20 protein-coding genes and 1 tRNA gene are annotated in these 18,524 nt (G+C 73.8%); 11 read left to right on the top strand and 10 right to left on the bottom strand.

Features of this window, described 5'->3' with window-relative positions:
* Positions 1-122: 122 nt before the first annotated feature.
* Positions 123-1,238, bottom strand: coding sequence for a sigma-E factor regulatory protein RseB domain-containing protein (locus AB0883_RS02410; protein ID WP_366638802.1), 1,116 nt, complete (start codon positions 1,236-1,238; stop codon positions 123-125).
* Positions 1,239-1,331: 93 nt separating this feature from the next.
* Here AB0883_RS02410 and AB0883_RS02415 point away from each other — a divergent pair, with 93 nt between their 5' ends.
* The gene (locus tag AB0883_RS02415) at positions 1,332-1,988 is read left to right on the top strand and encodes a response regulator transcription factor (RefSeq protein WP_366638804.1); all 657 of its coding nucleotides are present in this window, start codon (positions 1,332-1,334) and stop codon (positions 1,986-1,988) included.
* Between the two features lie 8 nt (positions 1,989-1,996).
* Entirely contained in the window at positions 1,997-3,499 is a 1,503-nt protein-coding gene (locus AB0883_RS02420) for an ATP-binding protein (RefSeq protein WP_366640242.1), read from the top strand.
* A gap of 46 nt (positions 3,500-3,545) precedes the next feature.
* On the opposite strand, the gene AB0883_RS02425 is transcribed toward AB0883_RS02420, so the two are convergent.
* Complete coding sequence (locus AB0883_RS02425) at positions 3,546-5,135, bottom strand: tetratricopeptide repeat protein (protein ID WP_366638806.1); 1,590 nt, start codon at positions 5,133-5,135, stop codon at positions 3,546-3,548.
* Between the two features lie 57 nt (positions 5,136-5,192).
* Entirely contained in the window at positions 5,193-5,645 is a 453-nt protein-coding gene (locus AB0883_RS02430; protein ID WP_366638808.1) for a MarR family transcriptional regulator, read from the bottom strand.
* Positions 5,646-5,703: 58 nt separating this feature from the next.
* Here AB0883_RS02430 and AB0883_RS02435 point away from each other — a divergent pair, with 58 nt between their 5' ends.
* Complete coding sequence (locus tag AB0883_RS02435; protein ID WP_366638810.1) at positions 5,704-6,225, top strand: VOC family protein; 522 nt, start codon at positions 5,704-5,706, stop codon at positions 6,223-6,225.
* A gap of 156 nt (positions 6,226-6,381) precedes the next feature.
* Positions 6,382-7,272, top strand: coding sequence for a hypothetical protein (locus AB0883_RS02440; RefSeq protein WP_366638811.1), 891 nt, complete (start codon positions 6,382-6,384; stop codon positions 7,270-7,272).
* A gap of 57 nt (positions 7,273-7,329) precedes the next feature.
* Here AB0883_RS02440 and AB0883_RS02445 read toward each other — a convergent pair whose 3' ends face one another.
* Positions 7,330-7,509: a DUF4236 domain-containing protein gene (locus AB0883_RS02445; protein ID WP_131056659.1), complete on the bottom strand. Its 180-nt coding sequence runs from the start codon at positions 7,507-7,509 to the stop codon at positions 7,330-7,332.
* A 339-nt stretch (positions 7,510-7,848) separates the two neighbouring features.
* Here AB0883_RS02445 and AB0883_RS02450 point away from each other — a divergent pair, with 339 nt between their 5' ends.
* The gene (locus tag AB0883_RS02450) at positions 7,849-8,412 is read left to right on the top strand and encodes a flavin reductase family protein (protein ID WP_366638813.1); all 564 of its coding nucleotides are present in this window, start codon (positions 7,849-7,851) and stop codon (positions 8,410-8,412) included.
* Between the two features lie 91 nt (positions 8,413-8,503).
* Here AB0883_RS02450 and AB0883_RS02455 read toward each other — a convergent pair whose 3' ends face one another.
* From AB0883_RS02455 to AB0883_RS02465, 3 genes are read right to left on the bottom strand one after another with little or no spacing between them, the layout of a single operon-like run.
* Positions 8,504-9,016, bottom strand: coding sequence for a GNAT family N-acetyltransferase (locus AB0883_RS02455; protein ID WP_366638814.1), 513 nt, complete (start codon positions 9,014-9,016; stop codon positions 8,504-8,506).
* The gene (locus AB0883_RS02460) at positions 9,016-9,471 is read right to left on the bottom strand and encodes an Rrf2 family transcriptional regulator (protein WP_121398934.1); all 456 of its coding nucleotides are present in this window, start codon (positions 9,469-9,471) and stop codon (positions 9,016-9,018) included. Before AB0883_RS02460 ends, AB0883_RS02455 begins: the two co-directional genes overlap by 1 nt.
* A 7-nt stretch (positions 9,472-9,478) precedes the next feature.
* Positions 9,479-10,381, bottom strand: a complete 903-nt coding sequence (locus tag AB0883_RS02465) for an AraC family transcriptional regulator (RefSeq protein WP_366638816.1) — start codon at positions 10,379-10,381, stop codon at positions 9,479-9,481.
* Positions 10,382-10,652: 271 nt separating this feature from the next.
* On the opposite strand from AB0883_RS02465, the gene AB0883_RS02470 reads away from it, so the two are divergent.
* On the top strand, positions 10,653-11,429 hold the full coding sequence (locus AB0883_RS02470; protein ID WP_366638817.1) for a glucose 1-dehydrogenase: 777 nt from the start codon (positions 10,653-10,655) through the stop codon (positions 11,427-11,429).
* 102 nt (positions 11,430-11,531) lie between these two features.
* Here the strand turns inward: AB0883_RS02470 and AB0883_RS02475 are convergent, their stop codons facing one another.
* Entirely contained in the window at positions 11,532-11,963 is a 432-nt protein-coding gene (locus tag AB0883_RS02475) for an SsgA family sporulation/cell division regulator (protein WP_067311359.1), read from the bottom strand.
* A gap of 303 nt (positions 11,964-12,266) precedes the next feature.
* On the opposite strand from AB0883_RS02475, the gene AB0883_RS02480 reads away from it, so the two are divergent.
* Positions 12,267-12,812, top strand: coding sequence for a TIGR02611 family protein (locus tag AB0883_RS02480; RefSeq protein WP_366640244.1), 546 nt, complete (start codon positions 12,267-12,269; stop codon positions 12,810-12,812).
* A gap of 94 nt (positions 12,813-12,906) precedes the next feature.
* Positions 12,907-12,978, top strand: a tRNA-Val gene (locus AB0883_RS02485).
* Between the two features lie 347 nt (positions 12,979-13,325).
* Here the strand turns inward: AB0883_RS02485 and AB0883_RS02490 are convergent.
* Positions 13,326-13,640 carry a hypothetical protein gene (locus AB0883_RS02490; protein WP_366638819.1) on the bottom strand — a complete coding sequence of 105 codons (315 nt, stop codon included), beginning with the start codon at positions 13,638-13,640 and terminating at the stop codon, positions 13,326-13,328.
* Positions 13,641-13,827: 187 nt separating this feature from the next.
* On the opposite strand from AB0883_RS02490, the gene AB0883_RS02495 reads away from it, so the two are divergent.
* Complete coding sequence (locus tag AB0883_RS02495) at positions 13,828-14,790, top strand: DUF817 domain-containing protein (RefSeq protein WP_366638820.1); 963 nt, start codon at positions 13,828-13,830, stop codon at positions 14,788-14,790.
* Positions 14,791-14,905: 115 nt separating this feature from the next.
* A complete protein-coding gene (locus tag AB0883_RS02500; protein WP_366638822.1) occupies positions 14,906-15,322 on the top strand; it encodes a GNAT family N-acetyltransferase in 417 nt (138 codons plus the stop codon).
* Positions 15,323-15,463: 141 nt separating this feature from the next.
* Here the strand turns inward: AB0883_RS02500 and AB0883_RS02505 are convergent, their stop codons facing one another.
* Complete coding sequence (locus AB0883_RS02505; RefSeq protein ID WP_366638823.1) at positions 15,464-16,342, bottom strand: alpha/beta hydrolase; 879 nt, start codon at positions 16,340-16,342, stop codon at positions 15,464-15,466.
* Between the two features lie 105 nt (positions 16,343-16,447).
* Here AB0883_RS02505 and AB0883_RS02510 point away from each other — a divergent pair, with 105 nt between their 5' ends.
* A complete protein-coding gene (locus AB0883_RS02510) occupies positions 16,448-18,415 on the top strand; it encodes a BTAD domain-containing putative transcriptional regulator (protein ID WP_366638825.1) in 1,968 nt (655 codons plus the stop codon).
* Positions 18,416-18,524 lie beyond the last annotated feature (109 nt).

Raw genomic sequence — 18,524 nt, forward strand, 5'->3', positions numbered from 1 at the left:
CCTGAACTGAGAAAGATACCGTGCGCCGGCCGTCGCGACCAAGCGCGCCGGGCCACGCCACGACCCGTACCGCACAGACAGCGGGGGCCCGCCGCGCGGCGGGCCCCCGGACTGCCGATCCCTCAGCCCCTGGCCACCTCGTAGAGCCGCTCCGGCGTCACCGCGCCGGCGATGAGCCGGCCGTCGTCGGTGAGCAGCGCGCTGAACAGCTTCCCGGTCAGCAGCCGGCCGCTGCCCCAGTCGCCGCTGACCTTCGGCAGCTTGCCGAGCAGCGCCGCCGGGTCGCCGGTCGGCCCGTTCCCGGCGCGGCCGGGGGTGGTCGCGGCCCGGTCGGCGGGCGCGCCGGCGCCGTCGAGCCGCGCGACCACCACCGTGGCCCAGCTCTCGCCGACGGTACGCACGTCCGGCCGCTCACCGTGCGCCGGCCGCTTCCCGGGCACCTCGGCGGGCTGCCTGCCGGCGGTCTCCTCGGTCACCTTCACCCCGGGCGGCGGGTTGAAGGTGAACTGGTCGGCGGCCGGCCGGGCGTACGACACCTGGGTGAACGCCATCTCGAAGGCCGGCTTGTCGCTGCCGTCGGCGAAGACCTCGAAGCGCAGCGGCACGTGCTGGCGCGCGTCGATGGCGATGCGCACCTGGTGCACCAGCGAGGCGGCGTCGCGCGGGGCGAGCACCAGCTCGTAGGCGTCCCGGCCGGCGACCGTGGCGGACCGGCCGACGCTCACCTCGGTGCTCGGGTCGATCGCCGCCAGGGCCCGGTCGGCCGCCTCCCCGGGGGTGACCGGCAGCTCCGGGGCCTCGGCCCCGGCGGCGCCCTCGGGCAGCGTGCGGTGGGTGGCGGTGTTGGACCGGCTGTTCCAGGCCCACACGTCGCGACCGTTGCGGATGACGTCCCGCTCGCCGAGCGTGTCGACCAGCGCGATGCGCTGCCGGTCGGGCCCGGAGTGCCAGACCCGCAGCGTGTGCGTGCCGGTCAGCAGGTCGGCCGGACCGTCGCCGGCGACCAGGCCGGCCAGCGGCGGCAGGCCCAGGTCGGCGCGCTGCACCACCGTGCCGGAGAGCCCCTCCAGCCGGGAGGTCTGCAGATCGACCAGGAGTTGGGCGGCGGTACGCGGCGGCAGGCTCGGCTCGGCCTGGGCGGCGAACGTGCCGAGCGCGGCGCCGCCGCCGATGACGGTCGCGACGGCGGTCACCGGGACCAGCCAGCGCAGGACGGGACGGCTCTTCAGGACGGACATGTGACACCTCCTGCCGGACATCCTGCCCCCTGGACGCTGTGAGGGCGCTGAGGACGACCGTACGACCGCCCGCGCGGGTGGCACCCTTGACCCGTGCGGTTGCTGGTGGTGGAGGACGAGTCGCGGTTGGCGTCCGCGCTGCAACGGGGTCTTCAGGCCGAGGGGTTCGCGGTGGACGTGGCGGCGACCGGCCCGAAGGGGCTCGACGCGGCCCGGCACGGCGGGTACGACGCGATGATCCTCGACGTGATGCTGCCCGGCCTCTCCGGCTACGAGCTGGTCCGCCGCCTGCGCGCCGAGGAGCACTGGCTCCCGGTGCTCATGCTCTCGGCCAAGGACGGCGAGTACGACCAGGCCGACGGGCTGGACTGCGGGGCCGACGACTACCTGACCAAGCCCTTCTCGTACGTCGTCCTGCTGGCCCGGCTGCGGGCCCTGTTGCGCCGCGGCGCCCCCGAACGCCCCACGGTCCTCGCGGTCGGCGACCTCCGGCTCGACCCGGCCCGGCGCCGGGTCACCCGGGCCGACGCCGAGGTCGCGCTGACCAGCCGCGAGTTCGCGCTGCTCGACTACCTGATGCGCCGCCCCGGCGAGGTGGTCTCCAAGACGGAGCTGCTCGACCACGTGTGGGACGCCAGCGTCGAGACGGCGCCCAACGCGGTCGAGGTCTACGTCGGTTACCTGCGGCGCAAGATCGGCCGGGAGCGCCTGGAGACGGTCCGGGGCGCCGGCTACCGGCTCGCCCCGTGACGCGGGGGATGCGCGGGCGCCTGCGTGCCGCGCTCGGGCTGCGCGGGCGGCTGATGGTGGTCGGGGTGCTCGGGGTGTCGGGGGGACTGGCCGTCGGCGGGCTCGTCCTGCTCGCCGTGCTGGGCTGGGCCCTGCAACGTGCCGTCGACACCGAGTCGTTCCGCACCGCCGACGCGGTCGCGCTGCTCGCCGCCGAGGAGGTCCTGCCCGATCCGCTGCCGGTGGCCGGTGGACAGGTCCGGGTGCAGGTGATCGACGCCCAGGGCCGGGTGCGGGCCGCCTCCATCGACGCCGACCGGCTGGTGCCGATGGTGTCGCCGGAGCGGGTCGACGCCGGCGCGCGGCAGCGGCTGACGGTGTCGGGGGAGCGGGTCGGGCTGGCCGGGCCGGTGCGGGTGGTGGCCGTACCGGCGGGCACCGCCGCCGACCCGCGCACCGTCCTGGTGGCCCGCTCGCTGGCCGACGTACGGCACAGCGCGCACGTCGTACGGACCATCCTGCTGGTGAGCTTCCCGCTGCTGACGGCCGTGCTCGCCGCCGTGGCCTGGCGGGTGGTCGGCGCGACCCTGCGCCCCGTCGAGGCGCTGCGCCGGGGCGCCGAGGAGATCACCGGGCGGGACGGGGGCGGGCGGCTGCCCGTACCGGCGTCGCAGGACGAGATCCACCGGCTGGCGGTCACGCTCAACGGGATGCTGGGCCGGCTGGAGTCCGCCCGGGACCGGCAGCGGGCGTTCGTCGCCGACGCCGCCCACGAGCTGCGCAGCCCGCTGACGAACATCCGTACCGAGCTGGAGGTCGCCCGGCGGCTCGCCGACCGGACGGACTGGACGGCGGTGTCGGCAAACCTGCTCGCCGACACCGAGCGGCTCGGCCGGCTCGTCGACGACCTGCTGCTGCTGGCCCGGCTCGACGAGCGGCCGACGGCGCGGGCCACCGGGCCGGTCGAGCTGGGGGCCCTGCTGGCGGCGGTGGCCGCCCGGTACCCGTCGCCGCCGGTGCGCCTCGACGCGCCGACGACGCCGCTGTGGACCGAGGGCGACCCCGACGAGCTGCGCCGGATCCTCACCAACCTGGTCGACAACGCGGTCCGGCACGCGCGCGGCGAGGTGGTGCTGGCCGCCGGGCAGGACGCCGACCGGGCGGGCGGCGACGGCGGAACCGTCGGCGAGGGCGACGGCCGGCCCGCCGGCCGCGCGGACAGCGGGGCCGGGACCGTCGGCCGGGGAGCCGGCGACGGTGCCGTGGCGTACCACCTGGTGACGGTGACCGACGACGGGCCGGGGATCCCGGCCGCGGACCGGGAACGGGTCTTCGGCCGGTTCACCCGGCTCGACGACGCCCGCGCCCGGGACGACGGCGGCGCCGGCCTCGGCCTGGCCATCGTGCGCGAGCTGGTCCGCCGGGCCGGCGGCGGCATCGTCCTGACCGACGCCCACCCCGGCCGGGACGGCGGCCCGGGGCTGCGGGTACGGCTGCTGCTGCCGGCCCTGTCCGACGCGGAGCGGCCCTGACGGACGCGGCTGACGGGCCGGGCCGCCGGGGAGCCGTCCCGGCCCGTCAGCCGCGGCGGGTGCAGACCTGCTGCGCGCGGGCGATCGTGTCGGTCGACCACACGACCGCGACCGTGAAGCAGTAGTCGGTGCTGCGGTTCAGGCCGTAGACGACGAAGGCCGTGGTGCCGGCGGGCAGGTTGGCGAAGGCCGTCTGCGCCTGGCCGACCCGGCCGCCCGAGATGACCACGGGGCCCTCCCCGCCGGCCGGGTACGTCCAGCGCAGCGCCACGTTGTCGCGGTTGTCCCGCAGCGTCACCGAACCCGGCGGGCTTCCGGGGGAGGCCACGGCCCCGGCCGTCGGGCCGGCGGCGGGCGGGGCGCCCGTGCCGGCCGGGTCCCCGGCCCGGGTGGAGGCCGGCGCGCCGGTCGCGGCCGGGGGCGCCGGGTCGGGGTCACCGTCCACCCCGGCCACCCCGGCGATCACCGCGGCCGTGCCCAGCAGCACCACCACGACGCCGCCGACGACGAGCGGCAGCAGCCGGTTGCCGCGCCGCGACGGCGCGCGGTGCACCGGCACCGGCAGCAGCCGCGACGGCTGGTAGGGCTCCTCGGGCGCGCCGGGCTGGCGGACCCGGTGCACCCCGTCGGCCTCGTCGGTGGCGCCGCCGGCCAGGGGGACGACCGCCGGCGGCACGGCGCTGTCGGCCGGCCCGTCCCCGGCGTCGGCCTCCGGGGGCCACCAGCCGGGTGGCGGGTCCTCCGTGGGCTGCCGGGGCGTCGGCACCACGTGCGGCGGCCCGGCGTACGGGTCGGCGTGTGCCGCCGCGGCGTACGGGTCCGGCTCCGCCGGGTGGTAGCCCGGCTGCGAGGGGTGCTGCGCCGTCGTCGGCCCGTCGCCCGGGGGCGGGGTGCGCGCGGACGGCACGATCGGGCCGTCGCGGTCGACGGGTGCGGTGTCGGCGCAGACGTGGTCCGGGTTGGCCGCCGCCCGGGCCAGCGCCGCCACCTGCGCCGCCAGCGGGTCGTCGGCCGGCAGGTGCTGCCGGCACAGCTCCCGGGCGAGCGCCAGGTTGTCGTGCGCCTCGGCGAACTGCCCGCAGTCGCGCTGCATCGCCCCGAGCCGGGCCAGCATCTTGATGCCGCTGGGGTGCCCGTCGCCGTAGACCTCGCGGTGCAGCTCCCAGGCGTCCTGCAAGCGGTCGCGGGCCACCTCGCACTGGCCGCGCGCGTATTCCACGGTGGCCAGGTCGGCGTGGGCGGCGAGCACCCGCAGCGACTCGGGACCGTCGAGCGCGGTCAGCTCGATGATCACTTCCTGGTAGAGCCGGGCGGCGCGGGACCAGCTGCCGACCCGGTGCAGCACCGCCGCGAGGGTGGCCGCGGCGGCCACCGTGCGCTGGTCTGCGCGCCCGTGCAGCCGGGTCGCGGCCGCGTACGCGAACGCGGCCCAGCCCCGGGCCGAGTGCGGCTCGCCGAGGGCGACCAGCACGCGGGCCTGGAGGCTGGCGGCCTCGGCCAGCTCGGGTGTCGCGTTGGCCGGACGCGGGTCCGCGTCGGTCAGCGCGTCGGCGAGCAGCCGCTGGGCGCCGGCGAGGTCGCCGGCGGACACCAGGTGGTGCGCCTGGTCAGTCAGATCACCGAAGCCGGAAGGCACGCCCCATCGTGCTCATCCGACGACGGTAAGTACAAGACCCGAGGGGGAGTGTATTGGTCAAGAACCGGTCAGGTGTGCGGCGAGCGTCTCGCTGATCCGGCGCAGCTGGTCCACCTGGGTGGGGGTCAGCGCGTCGAACAGGTGCCGGCGTACGCCCTCGACGTGGCCGGGCGCGGCGGCGGCGAGGGTGGCGAATCCCTCGTCGGTGAGGACGGCGATCTGCCCGCGCCGGTCGGTGGGGCACTCCTCGCGGCGGACCCAGCCGGCCGCCTCCAGCCGGGCCACGGCGTGCGAGAGCCGGCTGCGTGACGAGCCGCTGGCCTCGGCCAGGTCGCTCATCCGCAGCCGCCGCCGGGGCGCCTCGGAGAGCCGGACCAGGATCTCGTAGTAGGCGTGCGGCATCCCGGCGTCGCGTTGCAGCTCCCGGTCCAGCGCCTCCATCAGCGCGCGGGAGGCGGTCAGGTACGCGCGCCAGGTGCGTTGCTCGTCGGGATCCAGCCAGCGGGTCATGAAGTCATCATACGCCGAATAGTTGAACGTTCAACAAAACCGCGCTAGCGTCGGTGGCATGGGAATCCACCGCCTCAACCACGCCGTGCTCTACGTCAGTGACCTCGACCGCAGCGTCGCCTTCTACCGCGACGTGCTGGGCTTCCGCCCGATCCCGATGACGCCGGACGGCTTCCGGGGCGCCGCCTTCCTCCAGGCGCCGGGCTCCACCAACGACCACGACCTCGGCCTGTTCGAGGTCGGCGCGGGCGCCGGCCCCTCCACCGCCGGCCGCAGCACCGTCGGGCTCTACCACCTGGCCTGGGAGGTCGACACCCTCGACGAGCTGGAGGTGACCGCCCAGCGGCTCGCCGCCGCCGGCGCGCTGGTCGGCGCGTCCGACCACGGCACCACCAAGAGCCTCTACGGCCAGGACCCGGACGGGCTGGAGTTCGAGATCGTCTGGCTGGTGCCCGCCGACCGGCTCGACGACGCCGCCCTGGCCGCCCGCAAGCGGATCGGCCGGCTCGACCTGGACGCCGAGCGGCGGCGCTACGGCGGCCAGACCCGTGGCGGCGTGGGCGTCTCCGTACCGGCCTGACCCGACCGGGACGCAGACGCCGCCCGCCCGACCGGGCCCGGGGACCGGCCGCCCCGACCGCGCCGCGCCCCGACCGCGCCGCGCCGCGCCGCGTCGTCGGGGTCCGGGTGGGGGAGCTGTGCCCGGCCCGGGACGGGCGTGCGGTAGAACGGCAGCATGCCGACCGACGCCGTCCTGCGCGAGCTGCTCGTCCGACACCTGGAGACCTGGTTGCCGGGGGCGCTGCACCGCGCCCGCCGGGCCACCCTGGCCCTGGCGTACGCCGGTGGCGACGCCGGCTCCGCGGAGGCCGCGCTGCGGGTGGTCGCCCGGCACGCCGACCGGCTGCGGGGCCGCCAGCTCACCGTGCTGGTGCTCGCCGACGGCACCGAGGAGCTGCCGGCCCGGCTCGGCGCCGTGGAGGCGGAACTGCCGGCGGGCGTCGCCGTGCACCTCGTGCCCGGTGGCCCGGCCCGGCTGCCGGTGGCGGTCAAGGCGGCCGGCGCGGCCGGCGCGCCCCTGCTGTCCGTCGTGGACGACGACGCCGCCGATCCCGCCGTGCTGACCGCCGCGGCGGTCGGCAAGCCGGCGGACGTGCTGCTCGCCACCGCCGTCGGGACCCCCGCGCGCGCCGCCCTCGCCGACGCCGGGTTCCCGCTGACGACCGAGGTGGAGCTGGTGCCCGCCGACGGGACCCCGGCGCGGCTGCTGGCCTTCGCGACCGGCTCGGACAAGAGCCTGGAGGCGTTCAAGGAGGCGCTCTGGGCGGTCGACGGCGCCGCCGCCGTGCGTTACCGCGACCCGGCGGGGCGGCTGCTCGACGTCGTCCCGGACCCGGAGCCCGGCCCGCTGCGCCGCGAACTGCTGGCGGAGCTGGCCCGCTCCGGCCCCCGTACGGTCACCGAGCTGCGTCGACACGCCCTCACCGCGACCGTCTACCGGTCGTCCGACGCCGTCCGGGCGCTGACCGGCCTGCTCGACGCGGGGGAGGCGGCCCGCGACCCGGAGCACGGCCGGCTCGGCGGCGACGTGGTCGTCTCAGCCCGCAAGGACGGGACGGCGTCCTGACGCGAACGCCGAGCGGGGTGCCGGTGGATCACCGGCACCCCGCTCGACCTCGGGACCTCAGGCCCGGGACTTGTCCTGCTTCCAGGACAGCGGACCCGGCAGGTCGACCCGGTGCGCCTTGGCCCGCGAGTTCCAGGACCAGCGACCGATCTTGATGCTCCAGGAGGAGAAACCGTTCTCGGTGAAGTTCAGGATGAGCGGACCGTACTTCTTGCGCTTGCGGAACATCAGACCCATCGTCGTGCTCCCTTCGATTCCCTTCCCTGCCCTGTCGAACCCGAACATGCCCGGATCGCCGAATCGTGAAACCCCCTGCCCGTCCGCGGTGGACGGTGCCGAGGGGTGCCGACCCCGTGCGCGTTCGAGGGCGCGCCGGACCCCACCCGCCGGCATAGGGGTTCGCGACAATGTCGGCCGACGTCGATCCCGCCCCCCGGATAGGGGCATTGACCGGCGCCCCGGCCCCCGGCAGCATGGGGCGATGACGCAGCGGGACGATCTTCCCCACGCGGCTCGCCCGCCCGTCGACGCAGGGCTGTCCCGCACCCCCGGCGCCCACCCGGGCCCGGAGGCGGCGTGACCACCGTGGAGTGGCCCCCGCAGGGCGGTGCCGACCTGCTGCCGGTGGACCGGGACCTGTTCCGGGCGCTGCTGCGCCGGCAGGCCGCCACCGTCACCGTCGTCACCACCGTCGCCCCGGACGCCGCCGCGCCGGACGGCTCCGGCGAGCCCGTCCGGGCCGGCTTCACCGCCACGTCGTTCACGTCGGTCTCGCTGGACCCGCCGCTGGTCTCGTTCTGCCTCGGGACCGCCTCGTCGAGCTGGCCCGTCTTCGCCCGGGCCGAGCACGTCGCCGTGCACCTGCTCGGCGCCCACCAGCGGGAGGCCGCCCGGGTCTTCGCCACCGGCGGGATCGACCGGTTCGCCGCCTATCCGCACTGGACGCCGGGGCCGTTCGACGTGCCGCTGCTGACCGGGGCGCTGGCCCGGCTGCTCTGCCGGGTCGCGCACCGGGTGCCGGTCGGCGACCACACCCTCTTCGTGGCCGAGCCGCTCGCGCTCGGTGGCGGCGAGGACGGGGACCCGCTGGTGCACCACCGGGGCGGCTACACCACGACGGGCACGCCGGCCCGGCCCTGACCCGACCGGGCCACGCCCCACCGCGCGGCGGGGCGGGTGTGGAACGCGGACCGGCCGGCGGCGGACCGTGCCGCCGGTGACCGGGGCGGCGTCAGGCGGGGGCGCGGTGGACGACGAGCACGCGGGTCACGCCGCCGTCGTCCTCGGCGATGTCGCGTTCGTGGACGAAGCCGATCCTGCCCAGCAGCGCCAGCGAGGCGTGGTTGGCGTCGGCGACCGTCGCGTACACGCGGGGCAGGCCGAGGGTGTCGAAGCCGTAGCGGACCAGGGCCCGGGCCAGCTCCGTGCCGAGACCGGCGCCCCAGGCCGGCTTCGCCAGCGCGTAGATGATCTCGTGGCCGTCGACCTGGTCCGTCCGCTTGATCTCGGCGTGCCCGACGTAGCGACCGTCGCGGCGCACCGCCCAGACGTCGAAGAGGTCGTTCGCGTAGACCTTCGTGAAGACCCGCCCGAAGAGGGCGCCGGCCTCCTCGGCGCTCAGCGGGCCGTCGCCCATGAACCGGCCCACCTCCGGGTCGGCGAGCAGGGACACGGCGTCCTCGGCGTCGTCCGGCCGGTAGGGCTCCAGCAGCAGGCGGTCGGTGTGCAGGGTGGGGGTGGGCATCAGCGCGGCTCCCAGGCGTCGGGCAGGGCCGTCAACCTACGGACGTGGGCGGGCAGCCGGCCACTGATTATCTCCGCGAGGCTCACCTCGTCGACCACCCGCCGCACGGCGGCCCGCACCGCGACCCAGAGCCCTGGCAGGTTCTCCGCCGCGCCCTCGTAGCTGGTCTCCTCCGGGCGCAGCCCGCGCACCCCCGCCAGCGGACCCTCCACCGCGCGCAGCACCGCGCCGACGGTCACCTCGCGCGGCGGCCGGGCCAGCGTGTAGCCGCCCTCGGCGCCACGCTGCGCCCTGACGATGCCGGCCCGCCGCAGGTCGGCCAGGACGGCCTCCAGGAACTTGCGCGGCATGTCCTGCTCCGTGGCGATGGCCTGGGTGGACAGCAGCCGAGGGTACGCGGTGGCGAGGCTCAGGGCCGCCCGTACCGCGTAGTCGCCGCGCGCGGAGATCTGCACCCCGACATCATGCCCCGCGCGGTCGGCCGGTCGCGTCGGCGGGCGGGCGGGGACGGACCACCGGCCCGCGTACCGGCTGCTCACGGGCCGCGCGGAACGCGCCCGGGCTCACCCCGACCTCCCGGGTGAAGAACCGGCCGAAGTTCGTCGGCTCGGAGAACCCCAGCCGCCGGCCGATCCGGGCGATCGGCTCGTCGGTGGCGGCCAGCAGCCGGCTCGCCTGGAGGGCCACCCGCTCGTCGACCACCTGCTTGGCGCTGCGCCCGGTCACCGCCAGACAGGCCCGGGTGAGCGTGCGCACCGAGCAGCCCAGCCGGGCGGCGTAGTCCTCGACCCGGCGGGTGTGCTGGTAGCCGCGCTCGACCTCGCGGCAGAGCCGGTGGAAGGTGGCGGCCTCCGCCCGGGTCGCCGGGTGGGCGCGTTCGGACAGCAGCGACAGCCGGAGCAGCAACACGGCGAGCTGGTGGCGGAGCAGTCCGCGCGCGGCGGCCACCCCCCGGTGGCGCTCGCAGTCCACCGCCAGCTGGCTCACCTCGTTGATCACCGCGTCCTCGTCCTCGCCGGCGAGCTGGAGCCAGCCCGGGACGGCGTCCGGGTCGACGTCGAGTCCGCGCAGCGCCGCCGGATCCCAGCGCACCACCGTCGCGTCGAGCTGCGGGCCGGCGCAGCGCAGCACCTGGCCGGCGCGCACCCGCAGCAGGGTGCCGGGTCGGCACGGCAGGGCGCGGAAATCCAGCTCGGCCGTGCCGTGTCCGCCCGTGGTCAGCACGAGCAGGTCCTTCTCCAGCAGCACCGGACGACGCCAGCGCGGCTCGGAGGCGAGGTCACCGAGGGCGACCGTGTCGATCTCGGCGGCGGCGGTCGCGGGGTTGCCGGGCGGAGCGGGGGAGAGCTGACCGGAAGAGACCATCGCCTGCGACGGTAGCCCGGGGCGACCGCCGACGCATCCCGGGAAGGCCGCCCAGGCCGGCGGCCGGCCGGTCACACCGCGGCCCCGGCCCGCCGGCCGATCGGTGCGCCGGGCCGCGCGGGTGCCCGGCGGGGGTTGTCGAGGTCGTCGGGGCCGGGCTACGTTACCGAGCGGTAGCGCCGTCCGGTCGAGGCACGGCCGGAGCCGGTCCGCGCCGGTCGGGCCGCCCGCCCCGCCCCGGCGGCCCCGGCCGACTCGCGATGGGATGGGCATGACGGATCTGTTCTCGGTCGAAGGCAAGACGGTCCTGGTCACCGGCGGCTCGCGGGGGATCGGCCTGATGATCGCCCAGGGCTTCGTCCGGGCCGGCGCACACGTGATCATCTCGTCCCGCAAGGCGGACGTCTGCGAGGCCGTGGCCAAGGAACTCTCCGCCGAGGGACGCTGCGAGGCCATCCCCGCCGACCTCGGCGACGACACCGGCGCCGAGGGCCTGGCCGCCGCCGTCCGGGAGCGGTTCGACCGGCTCGACGTGCTGGTCAACAACGCGGGCGCGACGTGGGGCGCGCCGCTGGAGTCGTACCCGGAGAGCGCGTTCGACAAGCTCTGGGCCGTCAACGTCAAGGCGGTCTTCCGGCTCACCACCGCGCTGCTGCCCGCGCTGCGCGCGTCGGCCAGCGCCGACGACCCGGCCCGCGTGATCAACATCGGCTCCATCGACGGCCTCCGGGTGCCGATGATGGAGGTGTACGCGTACTCGGCGACCAAGGCCGCCGTGCACATGCTCACCCGCAGCCTGGCCCACCAGCTCGCCGGCGAGCAGATCACCGTCAACGCGATCGCGCCGGGGCCGTTCGAGAGCAAGATGATGGCGTTCGCGCTGGACGACCCCGCGTCCCGGGCCGCCATCGAGGGGCAGGTGCCGCTGGGCCGGATCGGCCGGCCGGAGGACATGGCCGGCACCGCGATCTACCTGTCGTCCCGCGCCGGCGCGTACCTCACGGGTGCGGTGATCCCGGTGGACGGCGGCATCACCACCCACGGCTGAACCGGCGAAGGGCGGGAGGCGGTGCGCGTACCCCCTGATGGGCCGGAGCCGCGCGGACTCGGCAGATCCGCGCGGCCCCGGACGGCCGGTGTGGCCGGTGGTTCAGCGACCGGCGAGCAGCCGGCTCACCGCAGTGTCGACGTCCAGGTGCTCGGCCTCGCGGCCGCGCGGGACGACGACGTAGGTCCGGCGCAGGAAACGCACCAGGACGCTGCGCGGCACCTCGAACAGGGCGTTGCCGTCGGGCGACGACAGCGCCAGCGCGACGAAGTCCCCGCGCGGGGTGGCCCAGGGCCAGACCCGCACGTCCCCGATGCCGGCCGGCTCGTCGAGGCCCGTGACCAGCAGCTCCCGGGCGAACGACCAGCTGACCGCCTCGCCGCCGGCGGATTCGGCGTGGAACAGGACATGGACCGCATACGGATCAGCAGGGTCGTAACGCAGACTGGCACGCACCGGCAAGGCGGTGGCGTCAGGTGCGACGAGCCTTAGCGACGTCTCGACCTCTACGGTCGTCGGTCGGATGACACTCATGGACGATCTCCCCCCGGCACCGCTGCGGAACGCGCGTGTCCCGCTTTTCCCATACTCAGGTGCTACTCCTGGCTACGCTCCGCCATACGCTGACTTCACCCAGTGGTGGGAAGGGGGTCGGAAAGGCCGCGTGAATGTGAATATTCATGTAGGATTTCCGGTTCTGCCCAGTGCGTGATCCCGCCCGGCATCGGGTGGTTCAGTCGTCGACTTACTCCGGTAACGTCCAGTCGGCCGTTGCAGTGACGGGCGCGAGCCACACTGGGGGAGGAAATGGTTACGAAACGATCCCCAGTGGATCCGATGGCAGTGCCGGGCCCGCCGAACGTCGCGGCCCGGGCAGCCGAAAGGCGGGGGTACGGGGTGCCGACGGAGCAGCATGACCGGCCCGGTCGGCCGGCGACCGACCGGGATGGCGCCGGCGGCACGGCGCTGGCCGAGCGGCGGCAGCGACCCCGCTGGCGGCAGCGGCTGGGCACCACCCTCGACCTGATCCGGGCCAACCCGACCGGACGGGTCGCCCTCAAGATCTTCATCGCCATCGCCGGCGCCCTCGTCGTCACCATCGGCATCGCCCTCATCCCGCTGCCGGGGCCGGGCTGGCTGCTGGTGCTCGCCGGCCTCGGCATCTGGGCCGTCGAGTTCCACTGGGCCCGTCGGCTGCTCGGCTTCACCCGCCGGCACGTGCACAACTGGACGCAGTGGGTGAAGGACCGCTCACTGGCGGTGCGCTTCCTGCTCGGCTCCGTCGGCCTGGTCTTCGTCGGCTCGGTGGTCTGGCTGTCGCTGAAGTACAGCTTCGGCATCGACGTGGTCGCCGAGGCGCTGCACTACCTGGCGACGCACTGACCTGGCACTCCGTCGGGTCGACCGAACGCCGCTCGGCACGCGGACCCCGGATTTCCGGTCCGGTCCCTCGATCAGGTAGAGTCATCGGCGCTGAGGGCGATTAGCTCAGCGGGAGAGCGCTTCGTTCACACCGAAGAGGTCACTGGTTCGATCCCAGTATCGCCCACGCAGGTCAAAGGCCACTTCCCGGCTTCGGGAGGTGGCCTTTCTGCTGTCGTACAGCAGTTCCGTACAGCAGTTCCGTCAGTGGTCGAGTGAGTCACCGAGGCGTTTGAGTGCGTCTCTGGTCGCCTTCATCGATACCTGGATGTAGATACACGGCGAAGCGACTGCCCAGGCGAGGCCGTACCCGGCCGGCGGGTGCGCTCGAGTGTCGGTGGACTGTCCGGCGCCGGGTGCCTGGAGCTGATCGTCAAGGCTGAGACGTTGTACGACGCGGCAAACTGCGACGTACGTCGTCGGGGAGTCGGAGTTGTCCGGCCGATTGGCGTCACTTCACCCGCCGGTTCCGCTTCAGGCGCAGCCGCGGTACTGCAACGCGGCGTCCTTCATGTAGGCCCAGAGTGCCATGCCGTTCCAGTAGTCGTAGGTGACGGTCCAGCCGTTGGCGGTGTTCCCGGTGGGGCCGGTGACGACCTGTCCGTAGCGGCGGGTGCCGTACAGGGTCGACTCGTTGGGGGCGGTATACATGCCCGCGTAGTCCCAGACGACGGTGAAGCTGCTCGTCGTACAGGCCGCCTGCGCCTTCCCGGCCGGTACGAGAGCCGTCAGTGCGGTCGCCGCGAGGCAGGCCGCCGTCGTGTGTAGTAGCAGTCGTCGAACGGTCATCGCGTCATTCTATCGATGGTCTTGGACGAATGCAGCTGGCTCCATCGCCCAAGGCAGCTCCGGAGGCCCGCCACCGCGCGGTCTGCTCCGGCACTACCCGTGGCACGGATCCGTCCCCGCCGTGCCAGGACCAACAACGGCTCGCCCGTACCGGTCGAATCATGAGACGCGGCCCTAACCTCGGGCGATGCGACACGACACCGCCGCAACGGCCACGCTCACCACGGCCGAACGCGCGATCGATGCCCACCTCCGTGCCGCGCTGGCCCGGCTGCCACGTCACGGGCCGGCCGGGTGGCTGACCGAGTTCGTGGCCTTCGGACTCAAGCAGGCATGGGCATGCGTGTTCGGTGCCGCCATGCTCGCGGTCATCTGCGCGGCGCACCTGTGGTATCCGGACGACGCCGTGCTCGCCCGCAACGATGCCCTCACCGCCGCCGCCATCGTCATCCAGGTCGCGATGCTCGCCGGACGCCTGGAGACCCTGCGCGAGCTACGAGTGATCGTCCTGTTCCACCTCGTCGGCACCCTCATGGAACTGTTCAAGACCCACATCGGCTCATGGGCCTACGAGCCCGACGGCGTGCTACGGCTCGGAGGAGTGCCCCTGTTCAGCGGCTTCATGTACGCCGCGGTCGGCTCCTACATGGTGCGGGTGAATCGGCTTTTCGACCTGCGCTTCACGCGCTACCCGAAACGCTGGTGGACGGCCGCGGTGGCTGCCGCGATCTATCTCAACTTCTTCGCCAACCACTACGTACACGACCTGCGGTGGCTGCTCATCGCGGCCGTCGCACTCGTGTTCGGACGCTGTGTCATGCACTTTCGCATCTTCCGGGCACGGTGGCGCATGCCTCTGCTGCTGGCCTTCGTCCTCGTCGCCTTCTTCATCTGGCTCGCGGAGAACATCGCCACCTGGTCCAACGCCTGGCTCTACCCGAGCCAGACGGACGGCTGGCATCCGGTCTCGCTGACAAAGCTGGCCTCCTGGTTCCTCTTGATGATCATCTCTGTCGTGCTGGTCACCTGGATCTCACCGCCGCAACCGCCCGACGACAAGCAGCCACCCCAACCGACCGAGGTAAAGGCGTCCGACCCGACACCGGCGCCGGCAAGACCGGCGGAACGTCCTGCATCGGTTGATATTTGACACTGCGGCCTGACTGATGTCCCGAACCTGGCGAGCTCGCCCACCGCCAGTTGATGTGCACGGCTCTGCCGATGTGCGGACACGGGTCGCAGGCGACCTGTGTCATCGTCCTTCCATGGTGATCGGCTTGCGCGTGGCAGACAATCGGGATGTGTCGTTCCTCGTCCAGGCGGAACTTCACGTCGACCGGATGGAGCTCCACAGGGTCATCGAGGCCGGTCGAGTCACCGTTGCCGTGGAAGACACGTCCATCCAGGGATGGCTCAGGTGGGGCCTCTTCTGGGACGAAATCCCCTTCATGAACATGTTGTTCGTTCTCGAGCAGCACCGCGGCAAAGGCCTCGGCACGCGGCTGATCCAGCACTGGGAGAACCAGCAGCGGGCAGCGGGCCATGGCTCGGTGATGACATCAACCCTGGCGAGCGAAGAAGCCCAGCATCTATACCGCCGCCTGGGTTACGTCGACCGCGGATGCCTCCTGCTACCGGGCGAACCACTGGAGATCCTTCTCGCCAAGTCCCTTGGAGAGTGACGCACTCATTTGCCGCCGTCCGTGCGCGCCAGCCAGCCGGGAGCCCGCCACACTCCGTGGCGGGCAGCATCCCGAGCCGGCCAAAATCCGGAACTACCGAATTCAGGGGCGTTACCGCGCCCTCGGCGGGCAGACGATTGGCTACCGCGCAAGCAGGGAGCGCAGGACCTTGATGATCTCGTCAGGCGCTTCCTCGGCCATGAAGTGCCCGGCCGACGTGGTGCGGTGGTCCAGATCAGCAGCCCAGGTGTGCCACAGGGCGGCGGCGTCGTAGCCGAGTGCGGCTCCCCAGTCCTGCTGGACGACGGTGGTCGGCATGGGCAGCCGATTCCCGGCGGCTCGGTCGGCCTGGTCGTGTTCGATGTCGATGCCGGCCGAAGCGCGGTAGTCGGCGACGATGGAGGGGACCGCCTCGCGGGAGGCACTCAGGTACTCCGCACGTAGGTCGGCAGGAATTGCCTGGGGACTCTTGCTCCATACGTCGAGGAAGTAGCCGAAGAAGGCGTCCGCGCTGGCGCTGATCATCTGCTCGGGCAGGCCGGGCGGCTGGGCCATCAGGTACAGGTGGAAGGCGACAGCGGCGGAGGACCCGTGCAGGATGTCCCACATGTCCAGCGTCGGCAGGACGTCGAGGATGGCGAGGTGGGTGATCGTGGCGGGATGGTCGAGGCCGGCGCGGATGGCGACGAGGGCACCACGGTCGTGTCCGGCCAGGGCGAAGCGCTCGTGGCCGAGCCTGCTGGCGAGGGTGACGATGTCGGCGGCCATGGTCCGCTTGGAGTACGTGTCGACATCGCGCGCGTCGGGCTTGCCGCTTGCGCCGTAGCCGCGCAGGTCGGGACAGATCACGGTGTGGTCGGTGGCCAGGTCGACGGCGACGTGCCGCCACATGACATGGGTCTGCGGAAAGCCGTGCAACAGCACGATCGGGCTGCCCGTACCCCCCACCGCCACGTTCATTGTCACGTCCCCGTCGACCGCGACGCGCTGGTATTCGAAACCGGGAATGGTAATAGTCATGGTTGTCCTTTTCTCGTCGGGTGGACGATTCCAGCGTGCCGGTCGCGGATGAGCAGACGATGAGCGCGATACGTTGAACGGAGGCGCGGAAGGGCGGTTCGATCAGTGCAGGTCAGGTTCGGTGTCCTCGGGCCGGTTGTCGCCTGGGACGGCGTCGGCGCGCCGATAGACCTGAAAGGGCCGAAACACCGCGCGGTGCTGGCGCGACTCCTCGTCGGGCGCGGTCGGGTCGTACCGGTCGACCGCCTCGTCGACGACCTGTGGCAGGAGCCCTCACCAGGTGCGGTGGGCAGCGTCCGCACGTTCGTGGCGGCGTTGCGGCGCGCGCTGGAGCCGCAGCGTGCACCGCGCGAGCCGGCTCGGTTGCTGGTCACCGAGGGCCCGGGCTACGCGCTCAGGTTGGCGCCGGACGCGGTCGACGCCTGGCGGTTCGAGGACGAGGTCGCCGCCGCGTCCACAGCGCCGCCGCAAGAGGCACTCGAGCGGCTCGATCGTGCCCTGAGCTGGTGGCGGGGGCCCGCGTTCGCCGGCATCGACGAGCCGTGGGCGCGCGTCGCGCGTTCCCGGCTCGAACAGCTACGGCTGAACGCGATCGAGCAGCGGGCCGAGGCGCGACTGACTGTCGGGCGCGCCTCGGACGTCGTACCCGATCTCGACGCCCACGTGGCCGAGCATCCGTGGCGGGAGGAGGCGTGGCGGCTGCTGGCGCTTGCCCTCTACCGCGCGGGACGCCAGGGCGATGCGCTTGCGGTACTGCGCCGAGCCCGCAGCCTGCTCCTGGAACAGCTCGGCGTCGATCCGAGCCCGCGACTGCGTCGCCTGGAGACCGACATCCTCCGTCAAGCCGATCGGGTCGGCGACGGGCCGGGCTCACCGGAACCGCAACGGGTCTGGGCGGAGACCGCGGCGGCATACGACCGTACGGTGGCGTCCGGCTCCGGGTCCCGACTGGAGTCGACGGTCGGCCTGCTGCGAAGTCTCGCCGTGACAGGGGCGAGCGGACTCGAGGCGGCGCGGGAACAGCGGGTCGCGGCCATCGACGCCGCCGAGCAGTTGGGCGATCCCGATCTCACCGCCCGGGTGATCGGCGGCTACGACGTACCCGCGATCTGGACGCGCTCGGATGACCCGGCGCAGGCGGCGCGGATCGTAGCGGCGGCCGAGCGGGCCCTGACCGCCTTTCGCCCGGGCTCGTCCGAGGCCACCCGGGCCCGACTGCTGGCCACGATCGCGGTGGAGTCACGCGGTACGCGCGCGGGGCGCGGACCCGAGGCGGCCCAGGAAGCGGAGCGGATCTCGCGCCGCCTGGGCGACCCGGCCCTGCTGGCTTTCGCCCTGAACGGCGTGTTCATGCAGACCTTCCACCGCGCGGGCCTGGCTCCCCAGCGGGACCAGATCGGCGCCGAGCTCGTCGCGCTCTCCGCTGAGCACGGCCTGGGGACGTTCGAGATCCTCGGTCACCTCGTCCGATTGCAGGCCCGCAGTGCGCTCACGGACTTCGCCACCGCCGACCAGCACGCCACCGCAGCGGACCGGCTCGCCGAACGGCACGACCGCCCGCTGGTCGGCGTGTTCACCCAGTGGTACCGCGCCCTGCGACTGGCCGCGACCGAGCCGTCGCCACAGGCCGCGGAAGCGGCCTACCGCAAGGGGGCGGCACAGCTCGCCAACGCCGGCATGCCCGGCGTCGAGCGGGGCCTCCTACCACTGGCCCTGCTGTGCCTGCGCGTGTCGCACGGCGAACCGGTCCGCTTCGACGATGACACCGACTGGGGCCCCCACATGCCCTGGGCGCGTCCACTCGTCCTACTGGGACGGGACCGCCCGGCCGATGCCCATGCGGCGCTGCGTCAGACCCCGGATCCGCCGCGCGACCTGCTGTTCGAGGCGCTGTGGTGCCTCACCGCCCAGGCCGCAATCGCCCTGGACGACCGGACGGCGATGAAACGCGCCCGGATCGAACTCACGCCGGCCGCCAACGAGCTGGCCGGAGCCGGCAGCGGCATGCTCACCGTCGGCCCCGTCTCACGCCATCTCGACGACCTCGACGCGGCCCTCAGCCGCAGCCGATGAGCCGGAGCGCTGGGCCAGCAGCCGGCGCGTCGTGCGGGTGGTGTCCTGCGGAGAGGGCGGATCTCAACGACGCCGACTGCGGCTCTGCGTCGCCGCGCCCGCGATGGAA

This window comes from Micromonospora sp. NPDC047812, from assembly GCF_040704175.1.
Lineage (GTDB): Bacteria > Actinomycetota > Actinomycetes > Mycobacteriales > Micromonosporaceae > Micromonospora.

Coding starts and splice junctions, on each gene's coding strand:
- AB0883_RS02410 (WP_366638802.1), bottom strand. CDS start 1,238: ATGTCCGTCCTGAAGAGCCGTCCCGTCCTGCGCTGGCTGGTCCCGGTG.
- AB0883_RS02420 (WP_366640242.1), top strand. CDS start 1,997: ATGCGCGGGCGCCTGCGTGCCGCGCTCGGGCTGCGCGGGCGGCTGATG.
- AB0883_RS02430 (WP_366638808.1), bottom strand. CDS start 5,645: ATGACCCGCTGGCTGGATCCCGACGAGCAACGCACCTGGCGCGCGTAC.
- AB0883_RS02435 (WP_366638810.1), top strand. CDS start 5,704: ATGGGAATCCACCGCCTCAACCACGCCGTGCTCTACGTCAGTGACCTC.
- AB0883_RS02440 (WP_366638811.1), top strand. CDS start 6,382: ATGCCGACCGACGCCGTCCTGCGCGAGCTGCTCGTCCGACACCTGGAG.
- AB0883_RS02445 (WP_131056659.1), bottom strand. CDS start 7,509: ATGGGTCTGATGTTCCGCAAGCGCAAGAAGTACGGTCCGCTCATCCTG.
- AB0883_RS02455 (WP_366638814.1), bottom strand. CDS start 9,016: ATGCCCACCCCCACCCTGCACACCGACCGCCTGCTGCTGGAGCCCTAC.
- AB0883_RS02465 (WP_366638816.1), bottom strand. CDS start 10,381: ATGGTCTCTTCCGGTCAGCTCTCCCCCGCTCCGCCCGGCAACCCCGCG.
- AB0883_RS02470 (WP_366638817.1), top strand. CDS start 10,653: ATGACGGATCTGTTCTCGGTCGAAGGCAAGACGGTCCTGGTCACCGGC.
- AB0883_RS02475 (WP_067311359.1), bottom strand. CDS start 11,963: ATGAGTGTCATCCGACCGACGACCGTAGAGGTCGAGACGTCGCTAAGG.
- AB0883_RS02480 (WP_366640244.1), top strand. CDS start 12,267: ATGGCAGTGCCGGGCCCGCCGAACGTCGCGGCCCGGGCAGCCGAAAGG.
- AB0883_RS02490 (WP_366638819.1), bottom strand. CDS start 13,640: ATGACCGTTCGACGACTGCTACTACACACGACGGCGGCCTGCCTCGCG.
- AB0883_RS02495 (WP_366638820.1), top strand. CDS start 13,828: ATGCGACACGACACCGCCGCAACGGCCACGCTCACCACGGCCGAACGC.
- AB0883_RS02500 (WP_366638822.1), top strand. CDS start 14,906: ATGGTGATCGGCTTGCGCGTGGCAGACAATCGGGATGTGTCGTTCCTC.
- AB0883_RS02505 (WP_366638823.1), bottom strand. CDS start 16,342: ATGACTATTACCATTCCCGGTTTCGAATACCAGCGCGTCGCGGTCGAC.